Annotated in this window: 15 protein-coding genes; 4 read left to right on the top strand and 11 right to left on the bottom strand. The window is 70.1% G+C overall.

The annotated features are described in order from the left end of the window. Positions 1–47: 47 nt before the first annotated feature. The 3 genes from ACFY16_RS22365 to ACFY16_RS22355 all read right to left on the bottom strand — a co-directional run bounded on the left by ACFY16_RS22365 (position 48) and on the right by ACFY16_RS22355 (position 2,862). Complete coding sequence (locus ACFY16_RS22365; RefSeq protein WP_390648903.1) at positions 48–785, bottom strand: methionine ABC transporter permease; 738 nt, start codon at positions 783–785, stop codon at positions 48–50. Then, complete coding sequence (locus tag ACFY16_RS22360; protein WP_390648902.1) at positions 782–1,834, bottom strand: methionine ABC transporter ATP-binding protein; 1,053 nt, start codon at positions 1,832–1,834, stop codon at positions 782–784. Before ACFY16_RS22360 ends, ACFY16_RS22365 begins: the two co-directional genes overlap by 4 nt. Positions 1,835–2,211: 377 nt before the next feature. Then, on the bottom strand, positions 2,212–2,862 hold the full coding sequence (locus ACFY16_RS22355; RefSeq protein WP_390648901.1) for an HAD family hydrolase: 651 nt from the start codon (positions 2,860–2,862) through the stop codon (positions 2,212–2,214). 159 nt (positions 2,863–3,021) lie between these two features. On the opposite strand from ACFY16_RS22355, the gene ACFY16_RS22350 reads away from it, so the two are divergent. Together ACFY16_RS22350 and ACFY16_RS22345 are read left to right on the top strand one after the other, a co-directional pair. Beyond that, the gene (locus ACFY16_RS22350) at positions 3,022–3,381 is read left to right on the top strand and encodes a hypothetical protein (protein ID WP_390648900.1); all 360 of its coding nucleotides are present in this window, start codon (positions 3,022–3,024) and stop codon (positions 3,379–3,381) included. 1 nt (position 3,382) lies between these two features. Beyond that, positions 3,383–3,796 (top strand): hypothetical protein, encoded by a 414-nt coding sequence (locus ACFY16_RS22345; protein ID WP_390648899.1) that lies wholly within the window; start codon positions 3,383–3,385, stop codon positions 3,794–3,796. Positions 3,797–3,811: 15 nt separating this feature from the next. Here the strand turns inward: ACFY16_RS22345 and ACFY16_RS22340 are convergent, their stop codons facing one another. The 3 genes from ACFY16_RS22340 to ACFY16_RS22330 all read right to left on the bottom strand — a co-directional run bounded on the left by ACFY16_RS22340 (position 3,812) and on the right by ACFY16_RS22330 (position 6,110). Further along, a complete protein-coding gene (locus ACFY16_RS22340; RefSeq protein ID WP_390648898.1) occupies positions 3,812–4,309 on the bottom strand; it encodes a GNAT family N-acetyltransferase in 498 nt (165 codons plus the stop codon). A 45-nt stretch (positions 4,310–4,354) separates the two neighbouring features. Next, positions 4,355–4,861, bottom strand: coding sequence for an RNA polymerase sigma factor (locus ACFY16_RS22335; RefSeq protein ID WP_390648897.1), 507 nt, complete (start codon positions 4,859–4,861; stop codon positions 4,355–4,357). A 67-nt stretch (positions 4,862–4,928) separates the two neighbouring features. Continuing rightward, complete coding sequence (locus tag ACFY16_RS22330; protein ID WP_390648896.1) at positions 4,929–6,110, bottom strand: glycerophosphodiester phosphodiesterase; 1,182 nt, start codon at positions 6,108–6,110, stop codon at positions 4,929–4,931. 408 nt (positions 6,111–6,518) lie between these two features. On the opposite strand from ACFY16_RS22330, the gene ACFY16_RS22325 reads away from it, so the two are divergent. Next, complete coding sequence (locus tag ACFY16_RS22325; protein ID WP_390648895.1) at positions 6,519–7,190, top strand: lysophospholipid acyltransferase family protein; 672 nt, start codon at positions 6,519–6,521, stop codon at positions 7,188–7,190. Between the two features lie 93 nt (positions 7,191–7,283). On the opposite strand, the gene ACFY16_RS22320 is transcribed toward ACFY16_RS22325, so the two are convergent. From ACFY16_RS22320 to ACFY16_RS22300, 5 genes are all read right to left on the bottom strand, one after another. Then, positions 7,284–8,807: an MFS transporter gene (locus tag ACFY16_RS22320; RefSeq protein ID WP_390648894.1), complete on the bottom strand. Its 1,524-nt coding sequence runs from the start codon at positions 8,805–8,807 to the stop codon at positions 7,284–7,286. Further along, positions 8,804–9,370 (bottom strand): TetR/AcrR family transcriptional regulator, encoded by a 567-nt coding sequence (locus ACFY16_RS22315; RefSeq protein ID WP_390648893.1) that lies wholly within the window; start codon positions 9,368–9,370, stop codon positions 8,804–8,806. Before ACFY16_RS22315 ends, ACFY16_RS22320 begins: the two co-directional genes overlap by 4 nt. Positions 9,371–9,467: 97 nt before the next feature. Beyond that, positions 9,468–10,439, bottom strand: a complete 972-nt coding sequence (locus tag ACFY16_RS22310; protein WP_390648960.1) for an aldo/keto reductase — start codon at positions 10,437–10,439, stop codon at positions 9,468–9,470. A gap of 486 nt (positions 10,440–10,925) precedes the next feature. Then, positions 10,926–12,359, bottom strand: coding sequence for an argininosuccinate lyase (gene argH / locus ACFY16_RS22305; protein WP_390648892.1), 1,434 nt, complete (start codon positions 12,357–12,359; stop codon positions 10,926–10,928). A 118-nt stretch (positions 12,360–12,477) separates the two neighbouring features. Continuing rightward, the gene (locus ACFY16_RS22300; RefSeq protein ID WP_390648891.1) at positions 12,478–13,671 is read right to left on the bottom strand and encodes an argininosuccinate synthase; all 1,194 of its coding nucleotides are present in this window, start codon (positions 13,669–13,671) and stop codon (positions 12,478–12,480) included. Positions 13,672–13,940: 269 nt separating this feature from the next. Here ACFY16_RS22300 and ACFY16_RS22295 point away from each other — a divergent pair, with 269 nt between their 5' ends. Continuing rightward, positions 13,941–14,795, top strand: a complete 855-nt coding sequence (locus ACFY16_RS22295; protein WP_390648890.1) for a hypothetical protein — start codon at positions 13,941–13,943, stop codon at positions 14,793–14,795. The last annotated feature ends 1 nt before the right edge of the window (position 14,796 follow it).

Genomic DNA, 14,796 nt, shown 5'->3' with positions numbered 1-14,796 from the left:
GTCATGGGTGAACGGGGAGTCCAGGGGTGAGGTTCAGGGGCGGGAGTTCAGGCGACCTTGCCGACCTCGGCGGCCGCGGGCTCCTTGGCCTTGAGCAGGCGGAGCCGGGGCGCGGGGCCGGCCTGTCCGCCGCGCCGGTGCAGGGAACGGGCCGCGTAGTCGCCGGCGAACTGGATGAGCGAGATGACGACGGCGAGGATCGCCACGGTGATCCACATCAGGTCGGTCTCGAAGCGCTGGTAGCCGTAGCGGATGGCGATGTCACCGAGGCCGCCCGCACCGACCGTGCCGGCCATCGCGGAGTAGCCGATGAGGGCGACGATCGTGGTCGTGGTGCTGGAGATGAGGGACGGCAGCGACTCCGGCACGAGGACCTTGCGCACGACCGTCCAGGTGTTGCCGCCCATCGCCTGTACGGCCTCGACGAGCCCGCCGTCCACTTCGCGGACGGCCGTCTCGACCAGGCGCGCGAAGAACGGGATCGCGCCGATGGCGAGCGGCACGATGGCGGCCTCGCGGCCGATGGTCGTCCCCGTGATCGAGCGCGTGAAGTTCATCAGCGCGACCATGAGGATGATGAACGGCAACGAGCGGGCGATGTTCACGACCTGCCCGATGACCTTGTTGGCGAGGACGTTCTGGAGCAGTCCGCCCCGGTCCGTGAGGACGAGGAGGATGCCGAGCGGGAGGCCGCCGACGACGGCGATGAGCGTGGACCAGCCGACCATGTAGAACGTGTCCCAACACGCCTGGGACAGCAGGGGCTGCATCTCGGACCAGGTCACTTGGCACCTTCCTTCACCAGGGTGGGCGCCTGGACCCGGTTGTCGACCACGTCGATCTGGAGTCCCTGTTCGCGCAGGAAGCCGATGGGCACGACGTTGTCCTCGTAGCGGCCGGGCAGTTCGATGCGCATCCGGCCGACCTGGAGGCCGCCGACGGTGTCGATGGCCGCGCCGAGGATCGATATGTCGATGTTGTAGGTGCGCGCGAGCTGGGAGATGACGGGCTGGGTGGCACTCTCGCCGTGGAAGGTGACGTCGACGACGGTGCGGTCGTCGCCGGTGGCCTCGCCGGCGACGGGGAAGAGTGCGGAGGCCAGTTCGGAGCCCGGGGTGGCGAGCAGCTCGCTGACCGTGCCGGACTCGACGATGCGGCCGTTCTCCATGAGGGCGGCCGAGTCGCAGACCGACTTCACGACGTCCATCTCGTGGGTGATGAGCAGCACGGTCAGGCCCAGCTGCTGGTTCAGGTCGCGCAGCAGCTGGAGGATCGAGCGGGTGGTCTCCGGGTCGAGGGCGCTGGTGGCCTCGTCGGAGAGCAGCACCTTCGGGTCGCCGGCGAGGGCGCGGGCGATACCGACGCGCTGCTTCTGCCCGCCGGAGAGCTGGGCGGGAAAGGCCTTGGCCTTGTCGGCGAGACCGACGAGGTCGAGCAGTTCGAGCGCCTTGCGGGAACGGTCCTTCCCCGACTTCCCGAGGATTTCCAGCGGCAGCTCGACGTTGTCCTGGACCGTCCGTGAGGACAGCAGGTTGAAGTGCTGGAAGACCATACCGATGCGGCTGCGTGCCTGGCGGAGTTCCTTGCCGGCGCGGGGTCCCCGTCCGGCGAGGGCGGTGAGGTCCTGTCCATCGACGGTGACCGTGCCGGCGGTGGGGCGCTCCAGCAGGTTGACGCAGCGGATGAGCGAGGACTTGCCGGCGCCGGACTGGCCGATGACGCCGTACACCTCACCTTCGCGCACGTGGAGATCGACGCCGTCGAGTGCGGTGACCTCGCGGCCGCGGGAGCGGTTGGCCCGATAGACCTTCGTCAGGCCCGAAGTGGTGATCACTGGGGTTTCCGTCACTGTCGAGTGCGCGGGCGTGGGTGTACCCGGGCACGGGTGCATTCGTTCAGGGACGCAGCACGGTTCTCGCGGTGGCGATGGAACCGGGGAGAACATGTGCGCGGGGCGGCGTCGGTCACGTACGACACACGTCGTACGGACATGCCACGGCGTCTCGCTTCGGGGCGCGAGGCTCGGGTGCTGCAGGGGCCCTCTAGAAGGCGCACATTCGACACATACAACGAGCACCGGGCGTCATGGTCGCCTCGGTCGCAAGGGTGCGGCTGCTCGTCGTGGTCATGCGATCAGTAAACCAGACGTACGGTGCTGACAGTCCGCCGCTGTCCGTATTCCGGACAGCGGCGGACCACGACGCACAGGTGTCAGCGGTGGACGGAGATCTCCACTCCGCCCTCGGTGACCAGCGCCGACAAGGCGGAAAGGTCCTCCACCACCAGGTCGGCGTCGAGCTCGTGGGCCTGGTGGGTTGTGGCCAATGCCACGGTGGTCATGCCGGCGGCGCGGCCGGCCCGGAGCCCGGCGGGGGCGTCCTCGAAGACGACGCAGTGGGCCGGGTCGACACCCAGGCGGTGGGCGGCGAGCAGGTAGGGCTCGGGGTCGGGCTTGCCGCGCGTGATGTCGTCGGCGGCGATGAGCGTCTTCGGCAGGATGCCGACGGCGTCGAGCCGGGCCTCGGCGAGGCGCAGGGTGGCGGAGGTCACGACGGCCCACCGGTCGGCGGGCAGGGAGTCGAGGAAGTCCCTGGTCCCGGGCAGCAGCTCCACACCACCGTTCGGCACGTCCTCCACCTCAAGCAGCTCGATCCGCGCGACGGCCTCCGGCACGACGTCGGCGGGCAGCAGGTCGGCGGCTATCTCCACGGCGGGCCGCCCGTGCAACGCGACCCCGGCGAAGTCCTCGGCGGTGATCCCGTACTCCCGGGCCCACCGAGTCCAGCAGCGCTGCACGGAGGCGAGGGAGGAGACAAGGGTGCCGTCGTTGTCGAAGAGGAGGGCTTGCGCGTGGATCGTCATGGTCTAGACCCTACGGCGCCGTCGGAGGTTGTCGGACGGGGGACGGGCGGCGGTCGTCCGGGCGTGGATGCTGCTGTACGTCATCGGGGCGGGCCGGATCCGGTGGCCGCGGCCGGGGCCGGACGCGGCGGCCTTTTTGGGGCGTAATAGGGTCGCTGCATGCTTGATGCCCTGACGCTGGTGACCGGTGTCGCCGCGCTGCTGCTTGCCGCCTGGTGCGGGTGGGCGGCCTATCGTGACCAGCCGACGAAGGACTGGCACTTCATCGGGATGGCCGTGGTCTCGCTGCTGGCCGTGATTCAGCTGGTGGTCGGGATCGTGCAGTTGGCGCGGGGCGAGAACGCGGAGCAGGGGACGGCCATCTTCGTGGCGTATCTGCTGGGCGCGTTCGCCTGCATCCCGGCCGCGGGGTTCATGTCCCTGGCCGAGCGGACGCGATGGGGTTCGGTGACGGTCGCGGCCGGCGGTGTCGTCCTCGCCGTCCTCGAGGTGCGGCTCTATGACATCTGGGGAGGCTGAGATGACCGCGGTGAACGACAAGGCGGCCCGGCTCATCAGCGGGCCGGGCATTCTGCTGGTCTGGCTGTACGGCGTGATGGTCGTCGGCGCGGTGTCGCGGTCCGTCTACCAGATCGCCACCGAGTTCGACCGGGCGCCGCTCGCCTACTCGCTGTCGGCGGTGGCGGGTGTGGTGTACGGATTCATCACCTACTCGCTGGTGCGCGGCGGGGAGACGGCCCGCAGGGCGGCGCTGGTGTGCTGCGCCGCCGAGCTCGCGGGTGTCCTGATCGTCGGTACGTGGACCCTGATCGAACCGTCCGCGTTCCCGGACGCCACGGTGTGGTCGAAGTACGGCATGGGGTACGTCTTCATCCCCGTACTGCTGCCGTTGTCCGCGCTGTACTGGCTCCGCAAGGCGCGTATCCAGCGGTAGGCGTCCGGGTCTCGTCTAGGCCGTCGTCGCGTACGTTCCCGCCGGCTTCTCCAGGATGATCATCGGTACGCCGTCGTCGCCCTTGGACGTGCCCACCGTCTCGTAGCCCACGCGGCGGTACAGGCGCAGGTTGCCCTCGCTGCGGTGGCCGGTGAACAGGCGGAACTTCTTGGCGCCGCGCTCCTCGGCGAGGGCCGACTCGGCCGCGCGGAGCAGGCGGGCGCCGATGCCGTGGCCCTGGAGGCGGGGGTGGACGCAGAGCTTGCCGATGGCGGCCGCGCCGTCCTCGGTGACCCGGCCGCGCACCGAGCCGACGACCTCCTCGCCGAGGCGCGCCACGAAGACGCAGTCGGAGGCGACCTCCGCGCGGACCGAGTCGAGGCTCTGGACGAGCGGGTCGATGCGGTAGTTGCCGTACAGCGCAGCCTCACTCTGGAAGCACAGGTACTGCAGCCTGAAGATCTGCTCCACGTCCTGCTCGGTCGCCACCGAGATGGTCACGCTCATGCCCATGTGCGCACGCCTCCCGCTCACCTGATCGCCTGTTGTCCCTCACTCCTATCCCCGCCCTCCGCGGGCCGCAACCTCCGATGTGAGCAAACGCCGTAGACATCCCAGACATCTGGAACGTTCCGGTCCCAGACTGCCCTGTGAGATACCCAACTCCCCCGCGATCTCCCGGTATGTGAGGTCTTCCGGCGACAGCAGAGCCTCCATCAGGCGCGGGCAGCGGCCGGGCAGCCGGCGCACCGCGTCGCGCAGGGCGCGGTGGCAGGCGGCACCGAGGGCGAGTTGTTCGGGGCCGCGGTCGTCATCGGCGACGGGCTCGGTGGCGTACGGCCGCTCAAGGCGGGTCGTGCGGCGGGTGCGGCGCGCCTCGGAGCGGACGGCCTTGCGCAGCCATCCCTGCGGGTCGCGTGGCGGCGCGTCGGCCGCGAGGCGTTCCAGGAGGCGGACCCAGACCGCCTGTTCCAGGTCCCCCGCCTCGGTCCCCAGGGCGTGCGCCTCGGCGGAGGCCTCGGCGACGAGCAGCGGGCGCAGGGCGGTGAGCATGTCGTGCTTCATGTGCGGCACGACGCGGCCGCCCGGGCGTCGGGTTGCCCGGGCGGCCGACTCTCACTCCAACGGGGAATCAGCCGTTGACGAAGTCCGCGCGGGCCAGCACGCCGGTGTCCGCGTTGTCGGTGAAGACGCCGTCGATGCCGGTCGCGAAGTAGGCCTTGAAGGCGCCGAAGACGTCGCCGTAGGCGTCGGCGTCGGTGCCCTTGCGGAAGTTCGCGGGCAGGAAGGGGTTCTCGTTGCGCATGGTGTAGGGGTGCAGGATCAGGCCCACCGCGTGGGCGTCCTTGACCAGGGTGGTCGGTGTGGTGAGGTTGCCGCTCGCGTCCTTCGGGACGACCAGGTCGAGGGTCGGGCCGATGCCCTGCGCGTACCCGGCGATCTCCCTGAGGCCTGCGGGGGTGATGAGGTCGGCGACCGTGCGCGGGTCGCCCGTCTCGACGAAGTCCCAGGGGCGGCTGTTCGCCGTGGAGAGCAGGACGACGAGCGGGTTGTCGACGAGCGTGTTCAGGCGCTGGATGCTGGTCGGCTCGAAGGACTGCAGGATGACCGGCGAGTTCCACTTGTCCTTGCCGTACTTGCGCAGCAGCTTGGCGACCCGCTCCTCCAGGCCCAGGCCCAGCTTGCGGAAGTAGGTGGGGTGCTTGGTCTCCGGGTAGATCCAGACCTGCTTGCCGCGCGTGCGGGTCTGCTCGTCCTGCCAGCGGAGCACCTCTTCGAAGGTGGGGATCTCCCAGCGGCCGTTGTAGAGCGTGTTGTGCGGGCGGTTGGCCGGGATGCGCTCGACGGCACGCAGGGTCTTCAGTTCGGCGAGCGTGAAGTCCTCGGTGAACCAGCCGGTGGTGGCGACGCCGTCGAGAACCTTGGTGGTCTTCCGGCCGGCGAACTCCGGGTGGTCGGCGACGTCCGTGGTGCCGCCGATCTCCGGCTCGTGGCGGCAGACGAGGTGGCCGTCCTTGGTGGGAACCAGGTCGCCGGCCTCGACGATGTCCGCGCCCAGGTCGAGGGCGAACTGGTACGAGCCGAAGGTGTGCTCGGGCCGGTAGCCGCTGGCGCCGCGGTGGCCGATGATCGTCGGCACGGGCAGGCTCTTCAAGCCGCGTCCCCCTTGCCGCGCGTCGGCTCTCGCCGTACCGGCGATGCCCAGGACCGCTCCGCCCGCGCCGAGGACCGCCGCGCCGAGCAGCGCCCGCCGTCCGGTCCCGGCCATTTCCTCGTTCGACCCCTGCGACTCCTGTGACCCCTGCGTGGCCATGAGCGCCCTCCTGCCGTCGGCTCGTCAGTGCGCGCCGATCGTAGGGGTGTGGACATGACGAAAGGGAGGCCTTGGGTCCAACGCGCGGATGACACCGGATGGCGTATCGACGGCGCGTTGTGACGGTACGTCTGCTTCGATGCGAGCGGCCGGGGTAGGCGAGCGGTACCCGCTCGGAGCAGTCGGGCGGTGCGACCCGCGCGATGTCCGTCACATCGTCCGCGACGTCGCGTGCGCGTTACGCGGCGGCGACGGGACGACACCGCAGGTAAACGTACGTCAACAGTGCGTAAGACCTCGGTGAACCCGACGCACCCGATGTGCGCCACCCCGGGGGCCGCGAGTATCGTCCTCACCTGCACAGACTCATCACGCTTTGCTCGGCCATCTCTCGACTCGGAGGGTCCGTTGTCCCGCTTCGCGCTCATCAAGGCAGTGCTCGGACCGGTCATGCGCCTGATGTTCCGCCCCCGGGTGGAGGGCGTGGAGCACATTCCCGGCACGGGCCCGGTCATCCTGGCCGGCAACCACGTCACGTTCATCGACTCGATGATCCTGCCGCTCGTCTGCGACCGCCAGGTCTTCTTCATCGGCAAGGACGAGTACGTCACCGGCAAGGGTTTCAAGGGCCGGCTGATGGCGTGGTTCTTCACCGGCGTCGGCATGATCCCGGTCGACCGCGACGGCGGCAAGGGCGGTGTCGCGGCCCTGATGACCGGCCGCCGGATCCTCGAGGAGGGCCGGGTCTTCGGCATCTACCCCGAGGGCACGCGTTCCCCCGACGGCCGTCTGTACCGCGGGCGTACCGGCATCGCGCGGCTGACGCTGATGACCGGGGCGCCCGTCGTTCCCTTCGCCATGATCGGCACGGACAAGATCCAGCCGGGTGGGTCCGGTATGCCCCGGCCGAGCCGGGTCACGGTCCGGTTCGGGGAGGCGATGGAGTTCTCCCGGTACGAGGGGATGGACCGGGACCGTTATGTGCTGCGGGCCGTGACGGACTCCGTGATGGCCGAGGTGATGCGGTTGTCCGGGCAGGAGTACGTGGACATGTATGCGACCAAGGCGAAGGCGGCGTAGCGCCTCCGCCGGTCGGCCGGTTTTCGGGTGCGGTGTGTTGTGGCTGGTCGCGCCCACGCGGCGGAGCCGCATGTCGTCACAGCACCGCGCCCCTCACTGTCCGCTGTCCAGCCGTTGGCCGCGGAGCAGGAACCATGCTGCTGCCGCCGTCGCGAGCAGCACGACGGCGCCCGCTCCCGCCGCCAGGCTCAGGCCGTCCACGAATGCCTCGCGGGCCGAGGTCAGCAGTTGCCGTGCGGTGTCCGGGGGCAGGTGTGATGCCGCCTCCACCGCGCCGCTCAGTGACTCATGGGCCCCGGCCGGCGCGCCCGCCGGGCCCGTGAAGTCGCGGTAGACGCTCGTCATGATGGATCCGAGTACGGCGATACCGAGGGCCGCGCCCAGTTCGTACGCCGTCTCGGAGACCGCGGACGCGGCGCCCGCCTGTTCCTTGGGCACGCTGGAGAGGATCACGTCGGCGGTGACGGTGAAGGAGAAGCCGGCGCCGACGCCGACGACCAGCAGGGCGGTGCCCAGCAGCGGGTAGCCCGTCGACCGGTCGATCAGCGTGAGCGAGGCCAGCGCGAGGCCCACGGCGGCGAGGCCGCCGGAGACCACGGCCCGCACCGAGAAGCGCCGGGCCGCGCGGCCCGCGACCAGACCGGCCGCCACCGCACCGATCGCGGCGGGCAGTTCGGCCAGACCCGCCTCGAACGGGCGCCTGCCCTGGACGAGTTGCAGATACTGGGACAGGAAGAACACCAGACCGGACAGGCCCAGCACGGTCAGCAGGTCGGCGAGGACGGCGCCGCTGAAGCCACGGTTGCGAAACAGCCGCATGTCCAGCAGCGGGGTCGGCAGGGTGAGCTGGCGTCGGATGAACCAGTACAGGGCGGCCGCGCCCAGCAGGCCGGTGGTGAGCGTCTCCCAGGTGCAACCGTGGGTGGCGGCCTCCTTGACCGCGTACACGACAGCGATCATGCCGACCAGGGACAGCGCCACGCTGATGAGATCCCAGGGGCCGGGGTTCGGATTGCGGGACTCCGGGAGCAGCTTGATGCCCACGAGGACGAGGACGACCATCACGGGCAGGTTGATCAGGAAGACCGAGCCCCACCAGAAGTGCTCGAGGAGGAAGCCCCCGGTGATCGGCCCGATCGCCGTACCCGCGGAGGCGGTGGCGCCCCAGATCCCGACGGCGAGGCTGCGCTCGCGCGGGTCGTGGAAGAGGTTGCGGATCAGGGCGAGCGTGGCCGGCATCAGGGTCGCGCCCGCGACGCCGAGCAGGGCCCGGGCCAGGATCATCGTCTCCGGCGAGGTCGCGTAGGCGTTCAGGACGGATATCGCGCCGAACGCCGTGGCACCGCCGAGCAGGATCCGCTTGCGGCCGATGCGGTCGCCGAGGCTGCCCATGGAGACGAGCAGGCCCGCGATGACGAAGGAGTAGACGTCACCGATCCAGAGGAGCTGGGTGCCGGAGGGCTTCAGGTCCTCGCTGATGTAGGGGGTCGCGAGGCCGAGGACGGTCGCGTCGACGGCCACCAGCAGCACGGCGAGGACGAGGACACCGAGCGCGAGCCAGCGGCCCGGGCGCTTCACCGCCTCTGTCGTGAGCGCCGGCTGCAGGGTGCTGGTCATGATTCCTCTCTTCGTGGTTCGTCTCGCCGCAGTGCGCCGCCGAGCAGCAGCTCGACGATCATGTGGGTGAAATCCTTGGAGGCGACGCGGCCTTCCGACACCGCCCAGGCGGCGGATGCCAGCAGGCCGTACAGCGCCTCGGTGAGCCAGGCCGGGGTGAGGTCGATGCGGAACTCTCCGGCTGCCTGGCCACGTCGGAACAGGGCGGCGATGCGGTCGTCGATCCGGGTCCAGCCCGTGTTCTGCCCCTCGCCCTCGAACAGCTGGTTCTCGGTGTAGAGGAAGGCGAGCAGTCCGGCAGCGGGTTCGATCTCGCGCACCAGACGGTGTACGGCGTCGCGGGCCGTGCCCTCGTCCAGGCGGGCAGCATCCAGCGCGGCGTCGCACTCGGCGATGCCGAGCGACTCCAGCGCCCGGACGAGCGCGTCACGGCCGGCGAACTGGCGGTGCAGCGTGGCCCGGCTGATACCGGCGGCCTTGGCGACCTCGTCCATGGTCGCGGTGGATTTGCGGGTCAGCAGGGCGGCTGCGCTGCGCAGCACGTGGTCACGATCGACGGCCATGAGACAACAATAGACCATGTGAGACATCTTCGTCTCATTGTAGGCGCATGTGCCTCACGGGAGCAGGTCTGAGCAGCGGTCTTCCTGGGTGCGTTTCTCAGTGCCAGGGCAGCTGCCCGCGCCGCTCCCAGTACGTGTGCGGCTCCTCCGCGAGCGTGGCAAGCCGGGCCAGCTGGTCCTCGTCGAGGTCGACGACGGCCGCATGCAGGTTGGAGGCGAGCTGGTTGACGGTCGCGGCACCGGAGAGGACGACGCCGGCCCAGGGCCGGCGCAGGACCAGGGCGAGGGCGACCGCGTCGCAGCCCAGGGATGTTTCCACCGCCACCTGCTTCAACGCGTCCGGCGCGTAGGGGTCCGCGAGCCGTCCGTTGGCCATGCACTCCTTGACGATCACCGTGAGTCCGGCGTCGTGCGCCTCGGCGAGGGCCGGGGCGGCCGACGTCTCCAGAGCGTTGTACGTCGACTGGACGGTACGGAAGAGGAGCTCACCGTCGACCGTCACGGCGAGCGCGGCACGGATGGCGTCGGCCTGGGCCGGGCCGCTGGTGGAGAAGCCGATGGTGGTGCCCTGGGCGGCGGCCTCGGCGAGCTTCGCGTGGAGCTCCTTGTCGGTGAGGGCCGGGCTGTCCGGGGTCACCGAGTGGATCTGGTAGAGGTCGAGCCGGTCGCCGAGCAGGGCGGCGGTCTCGACGCGCTGCCGTTCGTACGACTGGACGCTGTGGTCCTTGACCTCGTGCCGCTCGGCGTCGGTGGACCAGCCCGCGGTGTAGGTGTAGCCCCACTTGCTGCCGACGACGATGTCGTCGATGTCGGGACGTGCGTTCAGCCACTCGGCGAGGAACTCCTCGGAGCGGCCGTAGGAGCGGGCGACGTCGAAGTATCGGACGCCCTGGGCGTAGGCGGCGTCCAGGAGTTCGTGGGTCCGCTCGCGCAGGGCGTCGACACTGCGGACGGGCGGCAGGTCCTGCTCCCGGCCGAGGTTGATGTAACCGGGACGGCCGACGGCGGCCAGGCCGAGTCCGATGTGGGCGGTGGGAGTCGTCGCTGCGCTCAGGCGGGCGAAGGGCATCGCGGGCTCCGTTTCGGTCGGCTCCTTGCGGCTCATGACCAACGTAACCGCGAAGGCGATGCTTGATGCGCACCTGGGGGCATCACGCGCGGGGAGCGGCACCCGACGCGGCACACGCCCCCATGTATCGACGCCGGACACGGCACACGCCCCGATGTATCGACGCCGGACGCGGCACGCACGCCCATGTGACGGCACCGGAGGTGGCACGCACGCCCATGGCGACGCCGGAGGTGGCACGCACGCCCATGGCGACGCCGGACGCGGCAGCGTATGGAGCGGTGCGGCACGCGCACGGGGCAGGGCCGGGCGGGGCGGGGCCGGGCATGACGTGGTGTGGTGTGACGCGCAGTCGCGTCGGTGTTCGGAAGTGTCCCGCACGTGTGGGGTCGAGACGCGTGACGCGTGTCCGGTTCCCCTGGAAGCCACGCGCGCGTGGAGCCCCGGAAGGAGCTTCACGCGCGCGTGGGTGTGACGTGCCGTCGGCTACTTCTTGTCCTTCGCCGTGGCCCACGCGTGCTGCGCCGCCACGTCCGTCTTGACCTCGGCGAGCTGGACGGCGACCGCCTCCGGGGCCGTACCGCCGCGGCCGTTGCGCGCCGCGAGTGCGCCGTGGACGTTGAGGACCGACCGTACCTCGGGGGTGAGGTGGGCGGAGATCTTCGCGAACTGTTCGTCCGTCAGGCCGTCCAGTTCCTTGCCCTCGGCCTCGGCGACCTTCACGCACTCGCCGGCGACCTCGTGCGCCACGCGGAACGGCACGCCCTGCTTGACCAGCCACTCGGCGATGTCGGTCGCGAGCGAGAAGCCCGCGGGGGCCAGCTCCTCCATGCGCTCCCGGTTGACGGTGAGCGTGGCGATCATGCCGGTGAAGGCGGGGAGCAGGACCTCGAGCTGGTCGCAGGAGTCGAAGACCGGCTCCTTGTCCTCCTGGAGGTCCCGGTTGTACGCGAGCGGGAGCGCCTTGAGGGTGGCCATCAGGCCGGTGAGGTTGCCGATCAGGCGGCCCGACTTGCCGCGCGCCAGCTCCGCGATGTCGGGGTTCTTCTTCTGCGGCATGATCGACGAGCCCGTGGAGAACGCGTCGTGCAGCGTCACGAAGGAGAACTCCTTCGTGTTCCAGATGATGATCTCCTCGGAGATCCGCGAGAGGTTCACGCCGATCATCGCCGTGATGAAGGCGAACTCGGCGACGAAGTCGCGGGAGGCCGTGCCGTCGATGGAGTTGCCGACGCTGCCGCGCTCGAAGCCGAGGTCCTCGGCCACCGCCTCCGGGTCCAGGCCGAGGCTGCTGCCCGCGAGCGCGCCCGCGCCGTACGGCGACACGGCGGTCCGCTCGTCCCACTGGCGCAGGCGCTCGGCGTCCCGGGACAGCGACTGGACGTGGGCGAGCACATGGTGGGCGAAGAGGACCGGCTGGGCGTGCTGGAGGTGGGTGCGGCCGGGCATCGCCACGTCCGGGTGGGCCTCCGCCAGGCCGATCAGCGCGTCCTGGAGCTCGGCGATGAGGCCGCCGATGATCCGGGCGTGGTCGCGCAGGTACATGCGGAAGAGGGTGGCGATCTGGTCGTTGCGGGAGCGGCCCGCGCGGAGCTTGCCGCCGAGGTCGGGGCCGAGACGCTGCAGCAGACCCCGCTCCAGGGCGCTGTGCACGTCCTCGTCGGCGACCGTGCCGACGAAGGAGCCGTCCGCCACGTCCGCCTCGAGCTGGTCGAGGCCCGCGAGCATTCGGGTCAGCTCGTCCTCCGTGAGGAGGCTCGCCTTGTGCAGCACGCGCGCGTGGGCACGCGAACCGGCGATGTCGTAGGGCGCGAGCCGCCAGTCGAAGTGGACGGACGCGGACAGGTTCGCCAGGGCCTCGGCGGGACCGTCGGCGAAACGGGCGCCCCAGAGCCGTACGTCACCGCTGTTGCTGCTCACTGCTGTGCTCCTTGGAGGTGGTGGCTGTGTTTTTCCGGGGGACACCGGGACACCCCAGACCCTGCGCGACCGCCTCCCTGCCGTCCGACGGTCAGGGAGGCGGTCATCACGCTACTGCTTACGCGAGGTCCCGCTTCGCAGCGATCTTCGACGACAGGCTGTAGATGTCGATGAAGCCCTTGGCCGCGGCCTGGTCGAACGTGTCACCCGTGTCGTAGGTGGCCAGGTTGAAGTCGTACAGGGACGACTCGGAGCGCCGGCCGGTGACGACCGCGCGGCCGCCGTGCAGGGTCATCCGGACGTCACCGTTGACGTGCTGGTTGGCCTCGTCGATGAAGCCGTCCAGGGCGCGCTTGAGCGGGGAGAACCACTGGCCGTCGTAGACCAGTTCGCCCCAGCGCTGCTCCACCTGCCGCTTGTAGCGGGCGAGTTCACGCTCGACGGTGACGTTCTCCAGCTCCTGGTGGGCGGTGATCAGGGCGATCGCGCCGGGGGCCTCGTACACCTCGCGGGACTTGATGCCCACGAGCCGGTCCTCGACCATGTCGATCCGGCCGATGCCCTGGGCGCCGGCGCGCTCGTTGAGCTGCTGGATGGCCTGGAGCACGGTGACGGGCTTGCCGTCGACGGCGACCGGGACACCCTCCTTGAAGGTGATGATCACCTCGTCGGCGTCCCGCTGCACTGCCGGGTTCTGGGTGTACTCGTAGATGTCCTCGATCGGCGCGTTCCAGATGTCCTCGAGGAAGCCGGTCTCGACGGCACGGCCGAAGACGTTCTGGTCGATGGAGTACGGGGACTTCTTGGTGGTCGCGATCGGGAGGTTCTTCTCCTCGCAGAACGCGATGGCCTTGTCGCGGGTCATCGCGTAGTCGCGGACCGGGGCGATGCACTTGAGATCGGGGGCGAGGGCCACGATGCCGGCCTCGAAACGGACCTGGTCGTTGCCCTTGCCGGTGCAGCCGTGGGCGACCGTGGTGGCGCCGTGCTTCTTGGCGGCGGCGACGAGGTGCTTGACGATCGTCGGCCGGGAGAGGGCGGAGACCAGCGGGTAGCGGTCCATGTAGAGCGCGTTGGCCTTGATCGCCGGGAGGCAGTACTCGTCGGCGAACTCGTCCTTGGCGTCGGCGACCTCGGCCTCGACGGCACCGCACGCGAGGGCGCGCTTGCGGATGACGTCCAGGTCCTCGCCGCCCTGGCCGACGTCCACGGCGACAGCGATGACCTCGGCGCCCGTCTCCTCGGCGATCCAGCCGATGGCGACGGAGGTGTCCAGACCGCCGGAATAGGCGAGTACGACGCGCTCGGTCACGGGCTTCTCCTCACAGTGCGTTCCTATCTATGCATGAGTATGCGGGACTCTGCATGATTCGTCAATCCGGGGCCGGGGCGGGCAGAGGCGGAGGCGGAACAGACGGGAGCAGAGGCGGAGGCGGACCGGAGGGGGACCGGACGGCGGGGACTCGGGTCCGAGGAAGTTTTCGAAGGGGCTTTGAACAACTGAAATCGCTTACCCGTACTCACGGCTGAACGCCGGCGCCGCGTCTGTAAACCCACTCCTGACCCAAGTGAGGCATCCGCATGTCCAGGGCTCTTCCGAAGTACAACAAGCGTCGCGTGGCGGTCATCGGCGGCGCCGCCGCTCTGGCGCTGACCGGCGCGGTGGTCGTGAACTCCGCCCTCGCCGGGGAGACCCCCAAGAGCGGCGGCACGACCGCCAGGACCCTCGCCGCCCCCGGCACGATCACCTGCCCGGACGTGGCCTCGCAACTGCCCGCGATCCCCGCCACCGCGAAGGCCGAGGTCGATCGCAATCTCGCCCTCCTGAACACGCAGATCCAGGAAGCCAACAAGCGCCTCGTCGACACCGTGGGCCAGGGCGGCCCCAACTTCGTCCAGAACGCCATCCTCGGCCCCCTCAAGGACAAGCGCGTGGCGACCGTCAACCGCATCGCGACGGCGATCGGACGTACGGCCGCCAAGCCGACGGGCCTGGACTCGCTCGCGCCGTGCACCCTCAGCGCGGGCGGCGTGGCGAACACCGCGACGGCCACGCCGAGCGCGGCGGCGACCCAGGCCGGCGGGAACACGGGTAACGCAGGCAACACCGGTAACGCGGGGAACGCGGGGAGCACCAACGCCGTCGGCACGATCACCTGCCCGGACGTGGCCTCGCAACTGCCCGCGATCCCCGCCACCGCGAAGGCCGAGGTCGACCGCAATCTCGCCCTTCTGAACACGCAGATCCAGGAAGCCAACAAGCGCCTCGTCGACACCGTGGGCCAGGGCGGCCCCAACTTCGTCCAGAACGCCATCCTCGGCCCCCTCAAGGACAAGCGCGTGGCGACTGTCAACCGCATCGCGACGGCGATCGGACGTACGGCGGCCAAGCCGACGGGCCTGGACTCGCTGGCCGCCTGCACGCTCAACAAGTGAG

The sequence above is a fragment of the Streptomyces sp. NPDC001315 genome, assembly GCF_042896175.1.
Classification (GTDB): domain Bacteria; phylum Actinomycetota; class Actinomycetes; order Streptomycetales; family Streptomycetaceae; genus Streptomyces.
Note: the sequence above shows the minus strand (reverse complement) of the source record. Positions and strands in the feature narration are given on the sequence as shown.

What these genes read in the sequence shown, in the direction of transcription:
- ACFY16_RS22355 (WP_390648901.1), bottom strand. Translation starts at nt 2,862, where the DNA reads ATGACGATCCACGCGCAAGCCCTCCTCTTCGACAACGACGGCACCCTT.
- ACFY16_RS22350 (WP_390648900.1), top strand. Translation starts at nt 3,022, where the DNA reads ATGCTTGATGCCCTGACGCTGGTGACCGGTGTCGCCGCGCTGCTGCTT.
- ACFY16_RS22345 (WP_390648899.1), top strand. Translation starts at nt 3,383, where the DNA reads ATGACCGCGGTGAACGACAAGGCGGCCCGGCTCATCAGCGGGCCGGGC.
- ACFY16_RS22340 (WP_390648898.1), bottom strand. Translation starts at nt 4,309, where the DNA reads ATGGGCATGAGCGTGACCATCTCGGTGGCGACCGAGCAGGACGTGGAG.
- ACFY16_RS22335 (WP_390648897.1), bottom strand. Translation starts at nt 4,861, where the DNA reads ATGAAGCACGACATGCTCACCGCCCTGCGCCCGCTGCTCGTCGCCGAG.
- ACFY16_RS22330 (WP_390648896.1), bottom strand. Translation starts at nt 6,110, where the DNA reads ATGGCCACGCAGGGGTCACAGGAGTCGCAGGGGTCGAACGAGGAAATG.
- ACFY16_RS22320 (WP_390648894.1), bottom strand. Translation starts at nt 8,807, where the DNA reads ATGACCAGCACCCTGCAGCCGGCGCTCACGACAGAGGCGGTGAAGCGC.
- ACFY16_RS22315 (WP_390648893.1), bottom strand. Translation starts at nt 9,370, where the DNA reads ATGGCCGTCGATCGTGACCACGTGCTGCGCAGCGCAGCCGCCCTGCTG.
- ACFY16_RS22310 (WP_390648960.1), bottom strand. Translation starts at nt 10,439, where the DNA reads ATGCCCTTCGCCCGCCTGAGCGCAGCGACGACTCCCACCGCCCACATC.
- ACFY16_RS22295 (WP_390648890.1), top strand. Translation starts at nt 13,941, where the DNA reads ATGTCCAGGGCTCTTCCGAAGTACAACAAGCGTCGCGTGGCGGTCATC.